Origin of the sequence: Hallella bergensis DSM 17361 (assembly GCF_000160535.1) — a bacterium.
In the GTDB taxonomy this organism is placed as follows: Bacteria; Bacteroidota; Bacteroidia; order Bacteroidales; family Bacteroidaceae; genus Prevotella; species Prevotella bergensis.
In genome coordinates, this window is sequence record NZ_GG704780.1 from 415370 (window position 1) to 431556 (window position 16187).

Genomic DNA, 16187 nt, shown 5'->3' on the forward strand with positions numbered 1-16187 from the left:
CTCATTTTCGAAAAATCGGGCTTGAAGACCTTCCAGAAGAGAATTATGAGCTTTTTTTTGACAGCATGGAGGCTGTATTACCCACACCACAAGGCTGTATGAAAGAAATAAATTAGCAGACCCTAACTATTTCTTGGTAAAACAAAACGTTAGATTCCAATAAGTGTTTGGTGTCTATAGCCCAAACTGAAAGTTCTTCATCAATATAAGGTTCAATTGAACGATTAGCATCCTTCGTTTGGATATATGATTGTATATACCGATTCCGCTTATCTTCGTCTTGAGGAACCATTATTAACTCATTTATAACAAACCCTTTCTCATTGATTTTGCCTATCAAATGAGAATAATTTCTTATAACTTCCTGTGCTTCTTTATATTTCATAATTTTAAATTTTATCCTAATACACTAATCATAACAAATGAAAAAGTTGATAGATTTATATTTTTTGTAAATATGATATTTCTATGAAAATCCTAATTTCTTAAAGAATATTTGATTGCGCATTTTTGCATCATCAATAACTTTCTTAAAACTTTTTATTTCAATATATGCATTATACTTGGAGTTATAACCAAAGTATCCTTGTCTGTCAGGACTTAGAGCAAATCCGGCCAAATCGGCAAACTCCTGAATTTTAGGCACTATATCACATACAATGTATATATATACAGGTGTTACACTCTTATCTACAATAACCTCTTCTAATCCCTCTGGCATCTCATATTTGCCTGCAAGAATTTTACCAGCATAACGCAATGCCTGGTTTATTGGATTCTCCTCATCTGGATAGTTGCTGCGTTTAGGTCGCTTGAATTCAACAATAGCAATAGGAGATGTAATCGCATTATCACCATTTCGATAAAACAACCCACTTTCATAAAATATAGCAAGGTCTGGCTCCTTGTGATCAGAACTAGAAATTACTTTATCTGATGCTATATATTGAGTGAAATTAAATCTCTCATCAAGTAACCATAAGTTATGCTCTTCATATTCAACCTCTCTGTCATCCTTTATCATAGGAAATATCAGATTGTGCATTTCGCTCTCTTTGTGAGATTTCCCACCATCAATCCTTTTACGTAAATCATCGAATAATTCAATGATTCTACGCCTCTGGCAGACATAATGAGCTAAATCGTTTTTTGCTGTTTCTGTCACATTCTTTAAAATCTCATTTACTTCATCCTCTAATGATGAATCACTATCATCTTCAGTATCTGAGTATCTGTTCTGCAACTCCTTTAATGCAATTCTAGCATTCTGTTCTTTGTCGAACTTTATTTTTTGGAAGCGCATCTCCAAATCAAAATCTGAGATTCCAATAGGAATAGATTCCATATCTACATCTTTTAATAAAGTTTTATTCCAAGGCGCTGTAGTATATACGTAATGCTCAACTTTTTGTTTCTTGTCATTATATCGTTTTTCTATATCATCAGAAAAATACTTTTTAATGATTAATGAAGTTGTTTTCATTATTTGCCTCTCAGATAAATCTGAGTATATATCATCATCCTTACCAAAATTGAAGCCATCTCTTTCTGTTGTTACATTGTCATCGAGATATTTACCTTGAACATACGCTTTTATCATATAGTTCTTCTGAGTACCATTTTCTGTTATCTCAAACATCGTTTCTTTAAACTCAGGCACATAGTTGTGCAATGCAGACTCTGTAACTTCTCTAAAATTTGCAGTTAGACAAATTTTATTTGTTATTGCAGAATAGTATATTTTATAAATTTTGACTACAAAATCCCATTCATTCTCACGACCTTTTATCGTAAAATCTTCGTCTTTACCTATCTGCTGAATATCGGAATTTTCTCCGATATAATCGTTCAATACTATTGAATTGGACTCGTCTTCTTCTTTGATTGTAATTTTTGGAGTATACTTTCCTCCCGTAACAAAGAATACTAGCAAACGTTCCACAAGCTTTCTGGCAATAACTTCAAGTCCTTTATCCAAATCAAAAGACTTGATAGAAGAAAGATGCAGAACTGTACCTGTATGCAGGTCGGGGTTGGATTCAATATCTATTATTTGTTCATTTTCTATTATTTCATCTGCATGACCAAATGTAAAACTACGTTGTTTGTATTTATCGTTTTCGCAAAAAACACTTTCAATAGAAACATTATTAAAGTATTTTAGATACATAAATCGTCCAAAACCTTTACCTCCTTTTGACATCTTAAATCCACTTCGATAGGTGTCAAAAGAGTCTTTGTTTTCCTCAGTAAAACCTATACCATTGTCAGCTATATCTATTGATACAATATCAGACAGAGTATGAGCGTTGTCTAAATTTAAAGATCGTTGGCCAGTTCGTTTTACTATAATATCAATAACACCATCGGTTCTTTCTGGACCAATTGCGTCAATTGAATTACACACAGCTTCAATGACTGGTGTTAAACTTGTCGTTTTAGACTTAATATCCTTGACGATTCTATCAATATTAATCTTACTCATCTCAAATTGATATTACATACCCTAATTTAGTACAAAGATAAGGCAATAATCTCATTTCGGATGAATTATATAGGACTTTTTTAATTTGTTGGTAATAAATCCAATTTAATTGTTTCTGTAGCTTTCTCTTTCTTTTCATCAACCACCTTTGCATACACTTGGGTAGTTCTCACATTGGTATGCCCTAACATTTTGCTAACTGTATAAATATCAGTACCTCCAGCCAGTTGCAGGGTCGCATAGGAATGACGAAAGCAATGAAATGTTATGTGTTTGGATATTCCGGCTGCTTCAACCCATTTCTTGACAGGACGATTTATCCATGAAGGGTCTGGCAGTCCGGCAAACACAGGAAGCTCTCCCTCCTGCTGCTCACCACAAAGATTGAATGCTTGTTCCGAAATTGGCATATATTCAACACCTTTTGTCTTATGTTGAGTAAAGTTCAAGCGATAACCTCCATTGAAATTCTCCACTTCCGACCATCTCAATTTTAGGCCTATATGACAAAAATGTGCTTATTTTAGAGTCGTTCTCTCTTATGTGACAAAAATGTGCTCGAAAACTCCCATTCCCCTTTTATTTCTTAGGGGAATGGGCCTTTATAAAGTCTTGAATGAAGATTTTTCTTCTTTCCATACTAATCCCCTTGTGTATGTTCAATTTTGTCTTTAAATTAAGTCGCACTTTATCTCCCATTAAGTCGCGGTACAAATATAAGCACAAAAACGATTAAAAACGATAAGATTTAATTATTATTAAGAAATAAAAATCCCAGCAACTTATTATGTTACTGGGATTTACCTATTTTTAATTAGCGTTTATTAGCACTTTTATTTCACTTCCTCAAAGTCGGCATCCTGGATGTCGTCCTTGTTGGTCTGGTCTTGCCCACCCTGGGCGCCGGCACCACCTTGGAAGCCTTGGTATGCACTGTCCTGTGCGCCGGGCTGAGGTCCGGCCTGTCCACCTTGATACATCTGGGCACTGGCGGCCTGAACAGCTTGATTCAAGGCTGCAGTTGCGGTGTCTATAGCAGCCACATCACCTGACTTATGAGCATCCTTGAGTTGCTGGAGAGCAGACTCGATGGCAGGTTTCTGGTCAGCCGGAATCTTGTCGGCATTGTCCTTCATGAAGTTCTCCGTCGTGAAAATCAGAGAGTCGGCCTGATTCATCTTGTCCACCTTCTCGCGTTCTTTCTTGTCAGCTTCCTCGTTGGCCTTGGCCTCATTGCGCATACGATCGATTTCCTCCTCGCTCAATCCGGACGAAGCCTCAATACGAATCTGCTGTTCCTTGCCTGTAGCCTTGTCCTTGGCACTCACATTCAGAATACCGTTGGCGTCAATATCGAACGTCACCTCAATCTGTGGCACACCACGACGGGCAGGAGCAATTCCTTCAAGGTTGAACTGGCCAATGCTCTTATTCTGGGCAGCCATTGGGCGCTCGCCCTGCAGCACATGAATGGTCACAGCCGTCTGGTTGTCCACTGCGGTGGAGAATGTTTCACTCTTCTTGCAAGGAATGGTTGAGTTGGCATCAATCAGTTTGGTCATCACACCACCCATGGTCTCGATACCAAGCGTCAATGGCGTTACGTCCAAGAGTACGATGTTGCCTGCGCCGCTCTCCTTGTTCAGAATGGCACCCTGAATAGAAGCACCTACGGCCACCACCTCATCGGGATTCACACCCTTTGAAGGCTCCTTGCCAAAATAATTTTTCACCAGTGTCTGCACGGCAGGAATACGGCTTGAACCACCCACGAGAATCACCTCGTTGATTTCTGATGGCTGCAACCCGGCATCGCGCATGGCATTTTGGCAGGGCACGAGACACTTTTGAATCAGATCATGTGCCAGCTGCTCGAACTGCGCACGGGTCAAAGTCGTTACCAGGTGCTTGGGCACACCACCCTCAGCAGAAATGTAAGGCAGGTTGATTTCGGTCGTTGTGGTAGACGACAGTTCTATCTTTGCCTTCTCGGCAGCTTCCTTCAGACGCTGCATGGCCATCGGGTCCTTGCGCAAGTCGATACCCTCGTTACTCTGGAAGTCGTTGGCCAACCAGTCGATAATCACCTGGTCGAAGTCGTCGCCACCCAGGTGGGTGTCACCATTGGTTGCCAGCACCTCGAACACACCACCACCAAACTCAAGAATGGAGATATCGAACGTACCACCACCAAGGTCGAACACGGCAATCTTCATGTCCTTGTGAGCTTTATCCACACCGTAAGCCAAAGCTGCAGCAGTAGGCTCGTTCACAATGCGTTGCACGTTGAGGCCTGCAATCTGGCCAGCCTCCTTGGTAGCCTGACGCTGAGAGTCTGAGAAATAAGCAGGCACAGTGATCACTGCGTCGGTCACTTCCTGACCAAGGTAGTCCTCGGCGGTCTTCTTCATCTTCTGCAACACCATGGCCGAGATTTCCTGCGGCGTGTAAGGATGAGCAGCTCCCTCGATCTGTACTTTGGGGTAACCATTGTCGTTGATCACCGTATAAGGTACGCGCTCGGCCTCCTTGCGACTCTGCTCATAGGTTTCGCCCATGAAGCGTTTAATAGAATAGACGGTGTTCTTCGGGTTGGTCACAGCCTGTCGCTTGGCCGGATCGCCTACTTTGCGCTCACCATCTTTCACAAATCCAATCACGGAAGGCGTTGTGCGCTTACCCTCTGCGTTGGTAATCACTACCGGTTCGTTGCCTTCAAAAACGGCAACACAACTGTTTGTAGTTCCTAAATCGATTCCAATAATTTTTCCCATAATAGTATATTTATATTTTAATTATTTCTTGTTCATGACAATCGGACGAGTTGTTCAAATTCCACATGCTGTCCGGTGGTCTGCTATCCAAATAACAAACGGTGTGCCGAGTAAGGTGGTGTGACAAAAAGGTGACAAGTTGGCAGAAAGAAATAAGCGTCTGACGGCCGACAGACACATGTCCGACGGCCGGCAGACACATGTTTAACGGCCGCGATACGCGCGTCTGACGACCGCAATGCGCAGTCGCAAGGACTTGGGGCAGACCGGCTATATCATTGACAAAGAGGAAGAAGCGGCTGCGAAGTCAGTCGATAGAAGCGGCGAAGCATGCCGACCTCCGCGACCAGCGAGCAAGGGCTACAGAAAAAGGCATGACTGTCGTGCAAAAACGACCGTCATGCCTATGGGAAATGAGAATTGTTGATCAGTCTTGTGCGGCACGCTGATAGTGTTCCATGAGCCAAGCGTTTTGTTGCTCAATGGTCAGCGAACTGTTGTCAAGTTCTATGGCATCGTCAGCTTTTCGAAGTGGAGAAACTTCGCGGTGCGTGTCGATATAGTCGCGTTGCTGAACGTTTTTCAGAATTTCGGCATAGTCGGCCGGTTGGCCCTTGCCCCGCATTTCATCGTAACGTCGGCGCGCGCGCACCTCGGCGGAGGCGGTGACAAATATCTTAAGTTCGGCATCGGGGAAGACGGTTGTGCCAATGTCACGCCCGTCCATCACCACACCCTTGTCTCTGCCCATCTGCTGTTGCTGTGCCACCATCGCCGTTCGCACAAAAGGCAGGGCAGCAATGGCGCTCACGTGGTTGCTCACCTCCATGCCGCGGATTTCGGTTTCAACAAGTTCGCCGTTCAGATAGGTATCCGGACGACCGGTTTCCTCGTTCAATCTAAACGAGATGTGCAGGTCTTTCATATGATTTTCGAGTTCATTTGCCTTCACGCTACCGTCGCTATTGAACAATCGATTGCGGATGGCGAAGAGCGTAACCGACCTGTACATGGCTCCCGTGTCGATGTAAACATATCCTATTCGTTCTGCCAAATCTTTGGCCATGGTACTTTTCCCACAGGAGGAGAAACCATCGATGGCTATTGTTATCTTTTTCATGATCGTGTCTTTTATTTTATTTTAGAGATTGTAAGCCAGGCTCAACACCACGCTTGAGCTTGACACATGGTATTTTGCGTAAGCCAAATTAATTTTGAACCGCTCCAAGTTGACGCCCGTTCCCAAAGAGAGGCCTGCCCTGTGGCTGTTGTTCTTGCCATCGGCAGATTGAATTTTCATTTCGTTTGCCCGTCGGAAGTTGTATCCTCCGCCAATCCAGAAGTTTTCTGTCAGCATGAAGTCTGTGCCCAACACAATATGGTCGGAGAAGGCATAGTCCAAATGGTTGAGGTCTACCAACGTGAGCGACAACCTGAGTGGGAAACTTGTAAACCTTTTGCTGACGCCCATTTGAACATCAATGGGCATCTTCTCGTAGTTATCGTCGTAGGCCTTGAGCTGTCCGCCAAGGTTTTTTAGCACAAACGAGAGTGACCATTCCTTGTCAGGATGATAATAGTTGACGCCCAAATCCACACCAAAACCTATGGAGTTGTAGCCGCCCAGATAGGACGTGATGAACTTGGCCGAGATGCCTCCGGCGATGCGATCGGTGAGCATATACGAGAAATAGCCTGCCACGGAAATATCGCGCGCTGAGAAATCGCCTGTCTGAATGTTATTCTCGTCAACCTCTTTGATCTTTCCATAGTCGATGAATTGTCCCGAGACAGCCCACGATGCCCGCTCCTTCACCACACGGTTGAAGGCTGCACTGGCCGTGTTGGCTCCGGACATATAGTTCATATAGTTCAGGTTGATGGTTTTGTCGGTCACCGTGGAAAGCAGTGCAGGATTGTGGAAAATGAGCGCCTCGTCGTCTTCTACGAGTGTGATGTTGTCGCCTCCCAAAGCTGCGGCATGAGCACTCACAGGCAACCTCAGGAAGTTGTATTCCGTCTGGCTTTCAGTCTGTGCCCTGGCGGCAATGGCATAAAGCGTGAAGAGAAAAGCAAAAAGGGCTTTTTTCATTTATTTAATCTAATTATTCGACAAAGATACTCCTTTTTACAAGATTAGCTGTACATTTGCAAAAGAGATTCGTTAAATAAACGGTAACGCTGGAAGAATATTGCAACATGGAAAACAAGAAGGCAGAAAAGGCTGATCTGGAGAAGCAGTGGATGGAGAGATTCCTGCTTGGACTGGTCTTTGCCTTGGCCTTGTTGTTTGCCGGGTTGGAATACACCACGCGACCTGCCGCTGAGGATGATACCGACCGACAGCTCGATGACTTGACAGAAGAGATGGAGCTCATGCCGGCCATGGATATGCGAGACATGATTTCGGCGACCCCCACCCCAGCCTCTAAGGCGCTGACCGAGAAGGTGAGAGAGGTGGAAACGCCGGTCGAACATCAGGACAAGATTTCTCCCATAACCAGTAAGTTAGTGGTAGACATGGGTGGAGATGTTGTTGTTGATGCCCACGAGACGGCAGCCTTGCCGCAGACCACGGTGGAAAACGGGGACGAGGTGATGCGCGTGGTGGAACAGTTGCCGGAATTTCCGGGTGGCATGGTGGAGTTTATGAAATGGCTGACGCGCAACCTGCGTTATCCCGACATCGCACAAAAGCAGCGCATCGAGGGAAAAGTGGTGGTGACTTTCATTGTGAACAAGGATGGCACAATAGCCAATCCGAAAGTGCAGAAACCGGTCAACAGGTATTTAGACGGAGAGGCACTGCGCGTTGTCAGAATGATGCCCAAATGGAAACCCGGGATGATCGACAAAAAACCATGCAGGACCATGTTTGCCATCCCCATCAACTTCAAACTGTAATGAACTATTTTTAGAAACATAAATTAAGACGAAAAAATATGATGTACACTGCCGATGAAATTTTGCAGAAAATCAATAGTTTTATAGAACAACTGCCATACGACAGAACTCCCGCAGCCCTCTATGAACCAGTGAAGTATGTACTCTCCATGGGAGGCAAGCGCATCCGCCCCACCCTGATGCTCCTGGGGTATAACCTCTACAAGGACGACCCCGAAAGTATTCTGATGCAGGCTGTTGGTCTGGAGACCTATCATAACTATACGCTCCTGCACGATGACTTGATGGACAATGCCGACCTGCGGCGTGGACACGAGACTGTACACAAAAAGTGGAATGCCAACCAAGCTGTGTTGTCGGGAGATTCTATGCTCGTGCTGGCCTATCAGCGCATGATGGACTGTCCTGTTGACAAATTAGAGAAAGTGCTCGGGCTATTTACGGAGACAGCCTTGGAAATTGGGGAAGGTCAGCAGTATGACATAGACTTTGAGATGCGCAACGATGTGAGTGAGGATGAGTACATCGAGATGATTCGCCTGAAAACCAGCGTATTGCTTGCTTGTGCCCTGAAAATAGGCGCAATATTGGCAGGGGCTTCCCCAAGCGATGCTGACAAGCTGTACAAGTTTGGCGAAAAGATGGGTTTGGCTTTTCAGCTTCAAGACGATTATTTGGATGTGTATGGCGATGAGAAGGTGTTTGGCAAAGCCATCGGTGGCGACATCACCTCCAACAAGAAAACCTACATGCTCATCAATGCGTTCAACCGTGCCAATGAAGAGCAGAAAGCGGAACTCCGCAAATGGGTGACGGCAGAAACTTTTGACCGCGATGAAAAGGTGAAAGCCATGACCCGACTCTATGACGAAATAGGAATTGACAAACTGGCACACCAAAAAATACTTCACTATTTTGAGGAGAGCAAGCAATATCTGGACGAAGTTGATGTGCCCGAAGAGCGAAAGCGGGAGCTGAGGGCATACGCAGAAGCGATGATTGACAGAAAATCTTAAGATGCAGGAAAATACAGTGTTTGTGGATACGCACGCACATCTCGACGGCGAAGAGTTTAAAGACGATCTGCCCGAAGTGATCGAACGTGCCAAAACGGCAGGTGTCGGTGCAATCATGATTCCGGCTGTCGACAGGGGGTCGATAGTGTCGGTGATGGAAGTTTGCCGGCAATTCCCCGGCTACTGTTTCCCCATGCTTGGTTTGCAGCCGGAGGAGGTCAAGGAAGATTGGGAAGAGGTGTTGGCCGATATGAAACAGGTGCTTGACAAGAATTTGCGCGAAGAGGCGGGCACATCATTCAGATATATAGCCGTGGGTGAGTGTGGACTCGATTTTTATTGGTCGCGCGAATTTGAAAAGGAGCAGATCAAGGCTTTCGAGCGACAGTTGGAATGGTCTGTGGAATACCAATTGCCCCTCATGATTCATTGCCGTAAGGCTCAAAACGAGATGCTGCATCTCATGAAACCTTACGCCAAGGAATTGCCCGGAGGCGTGTTTCACTGCTTTACGGGTAACCGTAAGGAGGCTGAAGACTTCTTGCAAATGGAACGATTTTGCTTAGGCATCGGCGGTGTTTCGACTTTCAAGAGCAGTCACCTGCGCGAAGACCTACCGGCATCGGTTCCTCTGAATCGACTTGTCTTGGAGACCGACAGTCCCTATATGGCTCCGGTGCCTCAGAGAGGCAAGCGCAACGAAAGCGCATTTGTAGCACATATCCTGACCAATCTGGCCCAGAGCTATGGCGTGTCAGAATCAGAAGTGGCCATGACAACCAATGACAACGTATGCCGTTTGTTTGGGATTAAGCCTGCCTGATTAGGAACAGCTACACATCTTTTATGATAGTCAACCTCTGGGTTTAGCCTGTCGGAGCTGTGGCCTGTTTGTCCATGGATTGTTCTTCAGATTTTGGAGTTGAATCTACCCGACGTAAAAAGTTGCCCATAAATTTGGTAGTATCATCTCTTTTGTCTATCTTTGCACTCGCAAGTTCGGGATTTGGCGCAGTTGGTAGCGCACACGTCTGGGGGGCGCGAGGTCGCTGGTTCGAGTCCAGTAATCCCGACTTAGTAGTGAAAAAGGGCTATATCCTAATGGATATTAGCCCTTTTTCTTGCTTTTAGAAATCCCCATGCAGGGTCGAACGTGGCTCATTTGGTATAATTTGGGTGAAAGATGGACTATAAATCAGCAAATTTTCAGCAAATCCAATTATCTCTTTCGCCATTTTTACACCTCTTTGGTTGCTTAATTAATAATAAACTCGTATAATTACCAAATGAAAAGGGAAAAGCAAAAGAGGAAACCAATATTGACTCTTGTCACTATTCTGGCAGCGGTACTGATGATACTTGGCCTGGTTGTCGACATTCCGGGTGTTGTAGTTATATCCGGCGGAATCTTATTTGTTTTGTTGATTATATTCCTAAAGCGACTTATTGACGACTGCTACAACAGCATGATAAACAGTGACGATTAGCAAGTCTTTCTAATTAACAATTCGTCGAATCTTTTCAAATTATAAGCAGCTGAAAGTAGTTTGGTCTTTCTTTGATTATCTTGCATGTCTTCTTGCCAAGGAAAAGGCACCGTGTTGCGTTCTTGATGACAATCATTTTCCGGCCATTCGTCACGCATGCCGGCAGGAAGTGAGAGCTGAGCCCAATGAGAATAGATAGATAAATGGGACATGTCTCTCAACATGTCCCACTTTCAACACTTACTAAAACCTATTCTATCATAAAAAACTCATCTTGTTTTGAATGATTTTTGATGTGGCAGAATGTCTTCCGCCTTATGTCTTTTAATTTATAGCAACCTTATTAGAATCTATAACCCAGCGTAAACAAGAGCTGATGGCGCTTGTGGCTAACGTTCACTGCATCGGCGATGTTGCTTTCCTTGGGATTGTTTGAGGGAGAATAGTAGCTCATGAAGGGATAGAACTCTCCATCGGTTTGGGAATACTGGTAAGCCATATCCATAAAGAAGTGCTTAACAGTATAACCGAATCCACAGGTTACACGGTTCGTGCTTTTCCAATTGGTGTAGTCTGTGGAGGTCGCGTATGCACTTCCTGCCGAGGAAATGCTGCCATCACGAAAACCATCTTTGTTGAACATCGGACTCTGATAGTTATACCCAAGTCGAATGGCCAAGTTGTCAAGAGGCTTATATTCCGCTCCCAACTTCAGGGTGCTCACCCCCTTCAAGGTCGCCTTGGTATGATCGTTCATGCCACCATCGCTGTAGCTATTCTCATAATAGCCGCCAGTCCAGTAATCATAATATTCACCATCGTTCACGCGATTGTCTATGGTGCTATAATCAGCATATTCATAAGTTGCACCCAAAGCAAACTGCTTGCCTATCGTGTGACCGAGACTCAAACCAAATTTCCAAGGCGTATAGACTTTGAAGTCATACGTTGCACGCTGCCCTTTGTCCACTTTTCCCGCAGGGTCGCTCATGGTTATATCGTTGGCTCCGCTTAAACTCAAGTCGTACCATGTCGGTGTATGAACATAAACACCAACGCGGAAAGGAGAGGTCTCTATCGGACGGAAAATAACACCCGCCTTGACATCAAAGCCACTACCGTCAATACGCAGATCCTCCCACGACTCTGACACTGCATTATGGTCCAAGTTTTCGGTATAATAGCTGTTGCTCCGGTAGTTCACATCACGCAGTCCCATGGTTAGTCCCAGGAACACCCGGTCATTGATGTTACCGCTTAAGTTAAAGCTATACTCACCAATGTACCCCTTCTGATATTGCCCAAACACGTATGCCGTACCATCAAGGTATTCCATACCCGTCTGCTTGCCTTGGGCATCCTTGATTGGAGTCATCAACTGAACATAGTTGGCATCCACCCCATTCCAGTTATAATCGTTTGCACCAGCGTACTTGAGTGCTGTCAACTTATTTTGCGAGGCATAGGTCAGTGCGCTTGCAGCTGTCATTATTTGGTCAAAATTACGACTCTTGCGGTAGTTGAACGCAAAGTTCAGATACCCGTTTCTTCCCGAAGGCATGGCATATATGAATCCCACTTGGTCAAAGCTGGGATTGGTCTTGTTACCATTAATGTTTGCACTGATACCATTGAAGGAAGGTGTTGTGGTTTCACCTTGCTGGCTAATCAACCCACCGGACAGCGAGACCTGACTCGAACGGAAGAGTCCCACACCCGCAGGATTGGTGGCAACCGTGGAAACATCGGCACCGAGAGCCTCCATAGCCCCTCCCATGCCCACATAACGAGCTGTTCCATTCAGCTCGTTTTCAACGAGTTTTGTATCTTGGTATGTCTCTTGTGCTGCCAGTGGCACTGACATAAGTGCCACGGCGGCCATCATACAATATTTTGTTTTCATCATGTTCTAAGTCTATTTAAGTACTATTTCCTTATCTTCTGCCTCCGCCGAAGTGACCTCCGCCACCACCAACAGAACGTCCTCCGCCGAAGCCTCCACCAGACGGGCGACCTCCACCAAAGCTACCGCCAGATGGGCGAGAACCACCGAAGCTTCCGCTGTTATAGTTTGGTGTGGATCTTGTGGAATTACCAAAAGAGCTATTCCTCCGACTGTCCATCGAATTAGGTCGTGAAGAGTTTGACCTCCCACCGAAAGAGCGGTTTCTTCTGCTGCGGGTGGTATAAGTATTCGTTGATGATCTGCTGCCATTTACAGCTCTACGCTCAAATCGTCCGCTATTTGCCGAGGTTCTGCGATTACCATACGACCAAGTTCTGTCGCCCGTCAGTCCCCGCGGATTGCCACCATCATAGCGCGTATATCCTCCGCCATACCAACCGTTTGAATAGCCGTACCAACCGTATGGGTAGCCATACCAGCCTCTGTAATAGGGACTGTACCAACCACCATAACCATAATACCACGGATCGTACCAACCACCATACCAGCTGTAGTACCACGGATCGTACCAACCGCTATAGCCATAATACCACGGGTCGTACCAGCCACCGTACCATCCAAATCTCCATGGAGCACGGGTATAGAGCCATGGGTCGTAATATCCGTCCCAACGACTCATCCGACGGGTGTACTCGAAGTCATCATCAAAATCCACACTGCCCGGGTAAACATAGGCTGTGTCGATATAAGAAGTGTCCGGACCTACACCTTTCCCACTTTGGAAGGTGATGATATCGTTACCTAAGGAATCTATACCTATTTTCTGATAATAGCTACGGAATCTCCCTGCGCGGTTATATTCATCCACTCTCCTGTTAAAACCACGGTAATAAGTCGGCCTATCGTCCGAAGTACCTGGTTGAGCAGGCTTCGTCGTCTTTTGCGGCACGAAATAAAGGTCATCACTCTGTGCCAAGGTTGACACGGAAACCGAACCTGCTATAAGTAAAAGTAGAAAGAGCCTTTTCATATTGTTACTCCTTTTATTATTGTTCTTTAACTGTGTATTCACTTCTTTTTCTCTAACACCTATTCTTTTATACGACAAATATACACTATATTTATCTACAAATATACGGAAAAACCCTAAACCATGATAGGCTTTTCCCTATTTTATTTATATTTGTAGGCATAATTAAGGAATCTTATGGAATATATTGTAGCAGAGTTTGATATATCTTGTCCCGCGCATCTCATGCAGGTGGCACGCGACTTGGTGGCTGATGCCTCGGCAGAAGCCGGATTCGAATCCTTTGAAGACACGCCCCGTGGACTCAGGGGATATGTGCAGAAAGAGCTTTTAGACCTTGACAAACTGAACCAAAGTCTCGAGGAATTGCTGCTCGAGGACACCACGGTCACCTACGCTTTGAGCGCTGCAGAAAACAAGGATTGGAACGAACAATGGGAACAGGCGGGCTTTGCGCCCATCAACATCAACAACCGTGTTGTAGTTTTGGACGCTCGTCAAGGCAAGCAGGATGTTGCCCCGGGCATGATTCCCGTCTACATTTATGCCCGCCAGGCTTTCGGCACCGGCAACCATCAAACCACACGGATGATCATTTCCACACTGCTCAACCTGCCGCTTCAGGGCAAACGGGTGTTGGACTGTGGCTGCGGAAGTGGCATTTTAGGCATTGTGGCATCAAAATTTGGAGCCAAGTCCGTGATAGGCTACGACATCGACGAATGGAGCGTAGACAATGCCAGACACAATGCTGAACAAAACCGAGTGAGTAATCTGGAGGTCATCCATGGCGACGCATCCGTGCTCGACCATGTGGAAGGGCTTTTCGATGTCGTTCTGGCCAATATCAACCGCAATATTCTCCTGCAAGACCTACCGGCCTTCAAAGCCGTCATGGCTCCCGATGCCACGCTGGTGCTCAGCGGATTTTATGAAGAGGATAGCCCCATACTGCTGAAGGCGGCCAACAACCTTATGCTTCGCCAAGTAGGACAACTGTCAGAGGACAACTGGTGTTGTCTCCAATTCAAGCGGGACGAGTAAACCTTTCTCGTCACCGTAACGATAAAGCGTAGGGTGACCGATCGTCTCCCATTTATTTCTTTTTGAGTTTCAGTTTGGGGATATTTATCTTTTCGCCGGCCTTGAAATCCGTCCTTCCATCATTGACGGCCTCAACATAGCATTCCATTCCGGAGCCAAGGTGCGCCTTGCTGATGCTGAACAGCGTCTGACCCTTGAGAACTGTCACGGTGTGGTCTATTCCTACAATGTCGTATGCACCCGTGCGAATCCTCACGTCATTGTTGTATTTGGCCTGCTGGCTGTCTGTTGCCTTTGGTGTCACCGCCTTTTTCGTTTCCTCGGCCGGCTTGGCCTCGTGTGGCTTGGTGCTCGCGTCTGATCGACGGGGTTGTGCTGCAGCAGCTTCCTTGGTGACGGGTTGCTCCGGCTCGGTCTGCTGTTGAGCCTGCTTTTCAGTTCCAATTTTTTGCTCTGCGTCAGTCAAAACATCCGGCACGGTTTCCATGCTGTCTGCCGATTCCTGTCCGTTCTCCAGCCCAGTCGCCGCGGACTGCTTTGCTATTTGGGAAGTTGCCATAGCCTGTTCGTAGGCATTCAACGTTTCCAAATGCTCGATCCTGTTATCCCGTTTTTGCAACTGTGTGGCCAGATAGGCTATTCCGCAAAGGCATGCCAGCAATACAAACGAACCTACAGCCATGAGCCTTTTGATGTGTCGGTGTTGCCTGACCATTTCTTCACGGTATTCCATAGCTTGTTTCCTGACTCTTACAAACTCGGGATTGTCATTGTTGTCAACAACTACCGTCTTCTCCGTTCGAACAACCGGTTCTTCCTCACCATTCAGCGCAGCCAACTGGGCAGCAGAAACGACCAAATCTTCATCCGCGTCATCAGTCTGCCGCTCATCTGATGTTGCCGAAGCCTGCGCGGATGTTTCCTCACGATCATCCTGCAAATCTTCTACCGTTTCTTCTTCGTTCAGCATGGCCAGCTGAGTCGGAGACACCACCAAAGATTGTTCCGTTGTTTCGGTTGCCGTCTCGGACTCCTCCACAATTTCCACCAAGGCATCATCGGTCTCCGGGCTTTCCTCTTCGGTGGTTTCCATGGGTTGGGATTGGCTTTCCACTTTTGGAGTGTCGTCTTTTCTACCCTCCTTTTCCATATCCTCCTGTTCATCTATTTCATTCATACTTTCAGCATATTTTTGGTCTATTTCCTCAAAATCAACATCATCGTTCACCACCACCGTCTCAAATTGGGAAAACGGACGGTTCACTTGATTGCGCATAGACACATCAGCTGTGAAGCTCATCTTGTCCCTACCCTCAATGATGATCGGTTCCCCCGTGTTGACATCCACACTCTTTCGAGGCGCCACACGGGTTATCTTGAAAGTACCAAGCCCTTTGATCTTGGCCTGACTGTCGTCTTTCAACCCATCGTTCACAACATCAAATATGAGTCTCACAAAATCCTCGGAAGCCGCTCTGTCCAATCCAAACTTATCGACGAGTAAACGGGCGAGCTCCTTGTTACCTATCTTATTCATATTT

General features: G+C 45.8%; 12 protein-coding genes, 1 tRNA gene and 1 pseudogene. 5 read left to right on the forward strand and 9 right to left on the reverse strand.

The window, feature by feature from the left end; translation table 11 throughout:
• Positions 1–112 precede the first annotated feature (112 nt).
• The 6 genes and pseudogenes from HMPREF0645_RS01655 to porQ all read right to left on the reverse strand — a co-directional run bounded on the left by HMPREF0645_RS01655 (position 113) and on the right by porQ (position 7351).
• Complete coding sequence (locus HMPREF0645_RS01655; protein ID WP_007173073.1) at positions 113–385, reverse strand: hypothetical protein; 273 nt, start codon at positions 383–385, stop codon at positions 113–115.
• Positions 386–466: 81 nt separating this feature from the next.
• Complete coding sequence (locus tag HMPREF0645_RS01660; RefSeq protein ID WP_007173074.1) at positions 467–2485, reverse strand: ATP-binding protein; 2019 nt, start codon at positions 2483–2485, stop codon at positions 467–469.
• 80 nt (positions 2486–2565) lie between these two features.
• A pseudogene (locus HMPREF0645_RS01665) lies at positions 2566–2979 on the reverse strand (site-specific integrase); the annotation flags it as partial.
• A gap of 339 nt (positions 2980–3318) precedes the next feature.
• The gene (gene dnaK / locus HMPREF0645_RS01670; protein WP_007173077.1) at positions 3319–5259 is read right to left on the reverse strand and encodes a molecular chaperone DnaK; all 1941 of its coding nucleotides are present in this window, start codon (positions 5257–5259) and stop codon (positions 3319–3321) included.
• Positions 5260–5686: 427 nt separating this feature from the next.
• Positions 5687–6379, reverse strand: a complete 693-nt coding sequence (gene cmk, locus HMPREF0645_RS01675) for a (d)CMP kinase (protein ID WP_007173079.1) — start codon at positions 6377–6379, stop codon at positions 5687–5689.
• Positions 6380–6400: 21 nt separating this feature from the next.
• Complete coding sequence (gene porQ / locus HMPREF0645_RS01680) at positions 6401–7351, reverse strand: type IX secretion system protein PorQ (protein WP_007173080.1); 951 nt, start codon at positions 7349–7351, stop codon at positions 6401–6403.
• A gap of 107 nt (positions 7352–7458) precedes the next feature.
• Between porQ and HMPREF0645_RS01685 the strand changes: the two genes are divergently transcribed.
• The 4 genes from HMPREF0645_RS01685 (at position 7459) to HMPREF0645_RS01700 (ending at position 10252) form a co-directional block, all read left to right on the forward strand.
• Positions 7459–8163: an energy transducer TonB gene (locus tag HMPREF0645_RS01685; protein ID WP_007173081.1), complete on the forward strand. Its 705-nt coding sequence runs from the start codon at positions 7459–7461 to the stop codon at positions 8161–8163.
• Positions 8164–8204: 41 nt separating this feature from the next.
• Positions 8205–9179, forward strand: a complete 975-nt coding sequence (locus HMPREF0645_RS01690) for a polyprenyl synthetase family protein (protein WP_044123127.1) — start codon at positions 8205–8207, stop codon at positions 9177–9179.
• 1 nt (position 9180) lies between these two features.
• Entirely contained in the window at positions 9181–10002 is an 822-nt protein-coding gene (locus tag HMPREF0645_RS01695; RefSeq protein ID WP_007173083.1) for a TatD family hydrolase, read from the forward strand.
• A 177-nt stretch (positions 10003–10179) separates the two neighbouring features.
• A tRNA-Pro gene (locus HMPREF0645_RS01700) sits at positions 10180–10252 on the forward strand.
• A gap of 757 nt (positions 10253–11009) precedes the next feature.
• On the opposite strand, the gene HMPREF0645_RS01710 is transcribed toward HMPREF0645_RS01700, so the two are convergent.
• Together HMPREF0645_RS01710 and HMPREF0645_RS13130 are read right to left on the reverse strand one after the other, a co-directional pair.
• Complete coding sequence (locus HMPREF0645_RS01710) at positions 11010–12569, reverse strand: OmpP1/FadL family transporter (RefSeq protein ID WP_044123219.1); 1560 nt, start codon at positions 12567–12569, stop codon at positions 11010–11012.
• 31 nt (positions 12570–12600) lie between these two features.
• Positions 12601–13602, reverse strand: a complete 1002-nt coding sequence (locus HMPREF0645_RS13130) for a hypothetical protein (protein WP_007173087.1) — start codon at positions 13600–13602, stop codon at positions 12601–12603.
• A gap of 177 nt (positions 13603–13779) precedes the next feature.
• On the opposite strand from HMPREF0645_RS13130, the gene prmA reads away from it, so the two are divergent.
• Positions 13780–14646, forward strand: coding sequence for a 50S ribosomal protein L11 methyltransferase (gene prmA / locus HMPREF0645_RS01725; protein ID WP_007173088.1), 867 nt, complete (start codon positions 13780–13782; stop codon positions 14644–14646).
• Positions 14647–14698: 52 nt separating this feature from the next.
• Here prmA and HMPREF0645_RS01730 read toward each other — a convergent pair whose 3' ends face one another.
• Positions 14699–16183 (reverse strand): HU family DNA-binding protein, encoded by a 1485-nt coding sequence (locus HMPREF0645_RS01730; RefSeq protein ID WP_007173089.1) that lies wholly within the window; start codon positions 16181–16183, stop codon positions 14699–14701.
• Positions 16184–16187 lie beyond the last annotated feature (4 nt).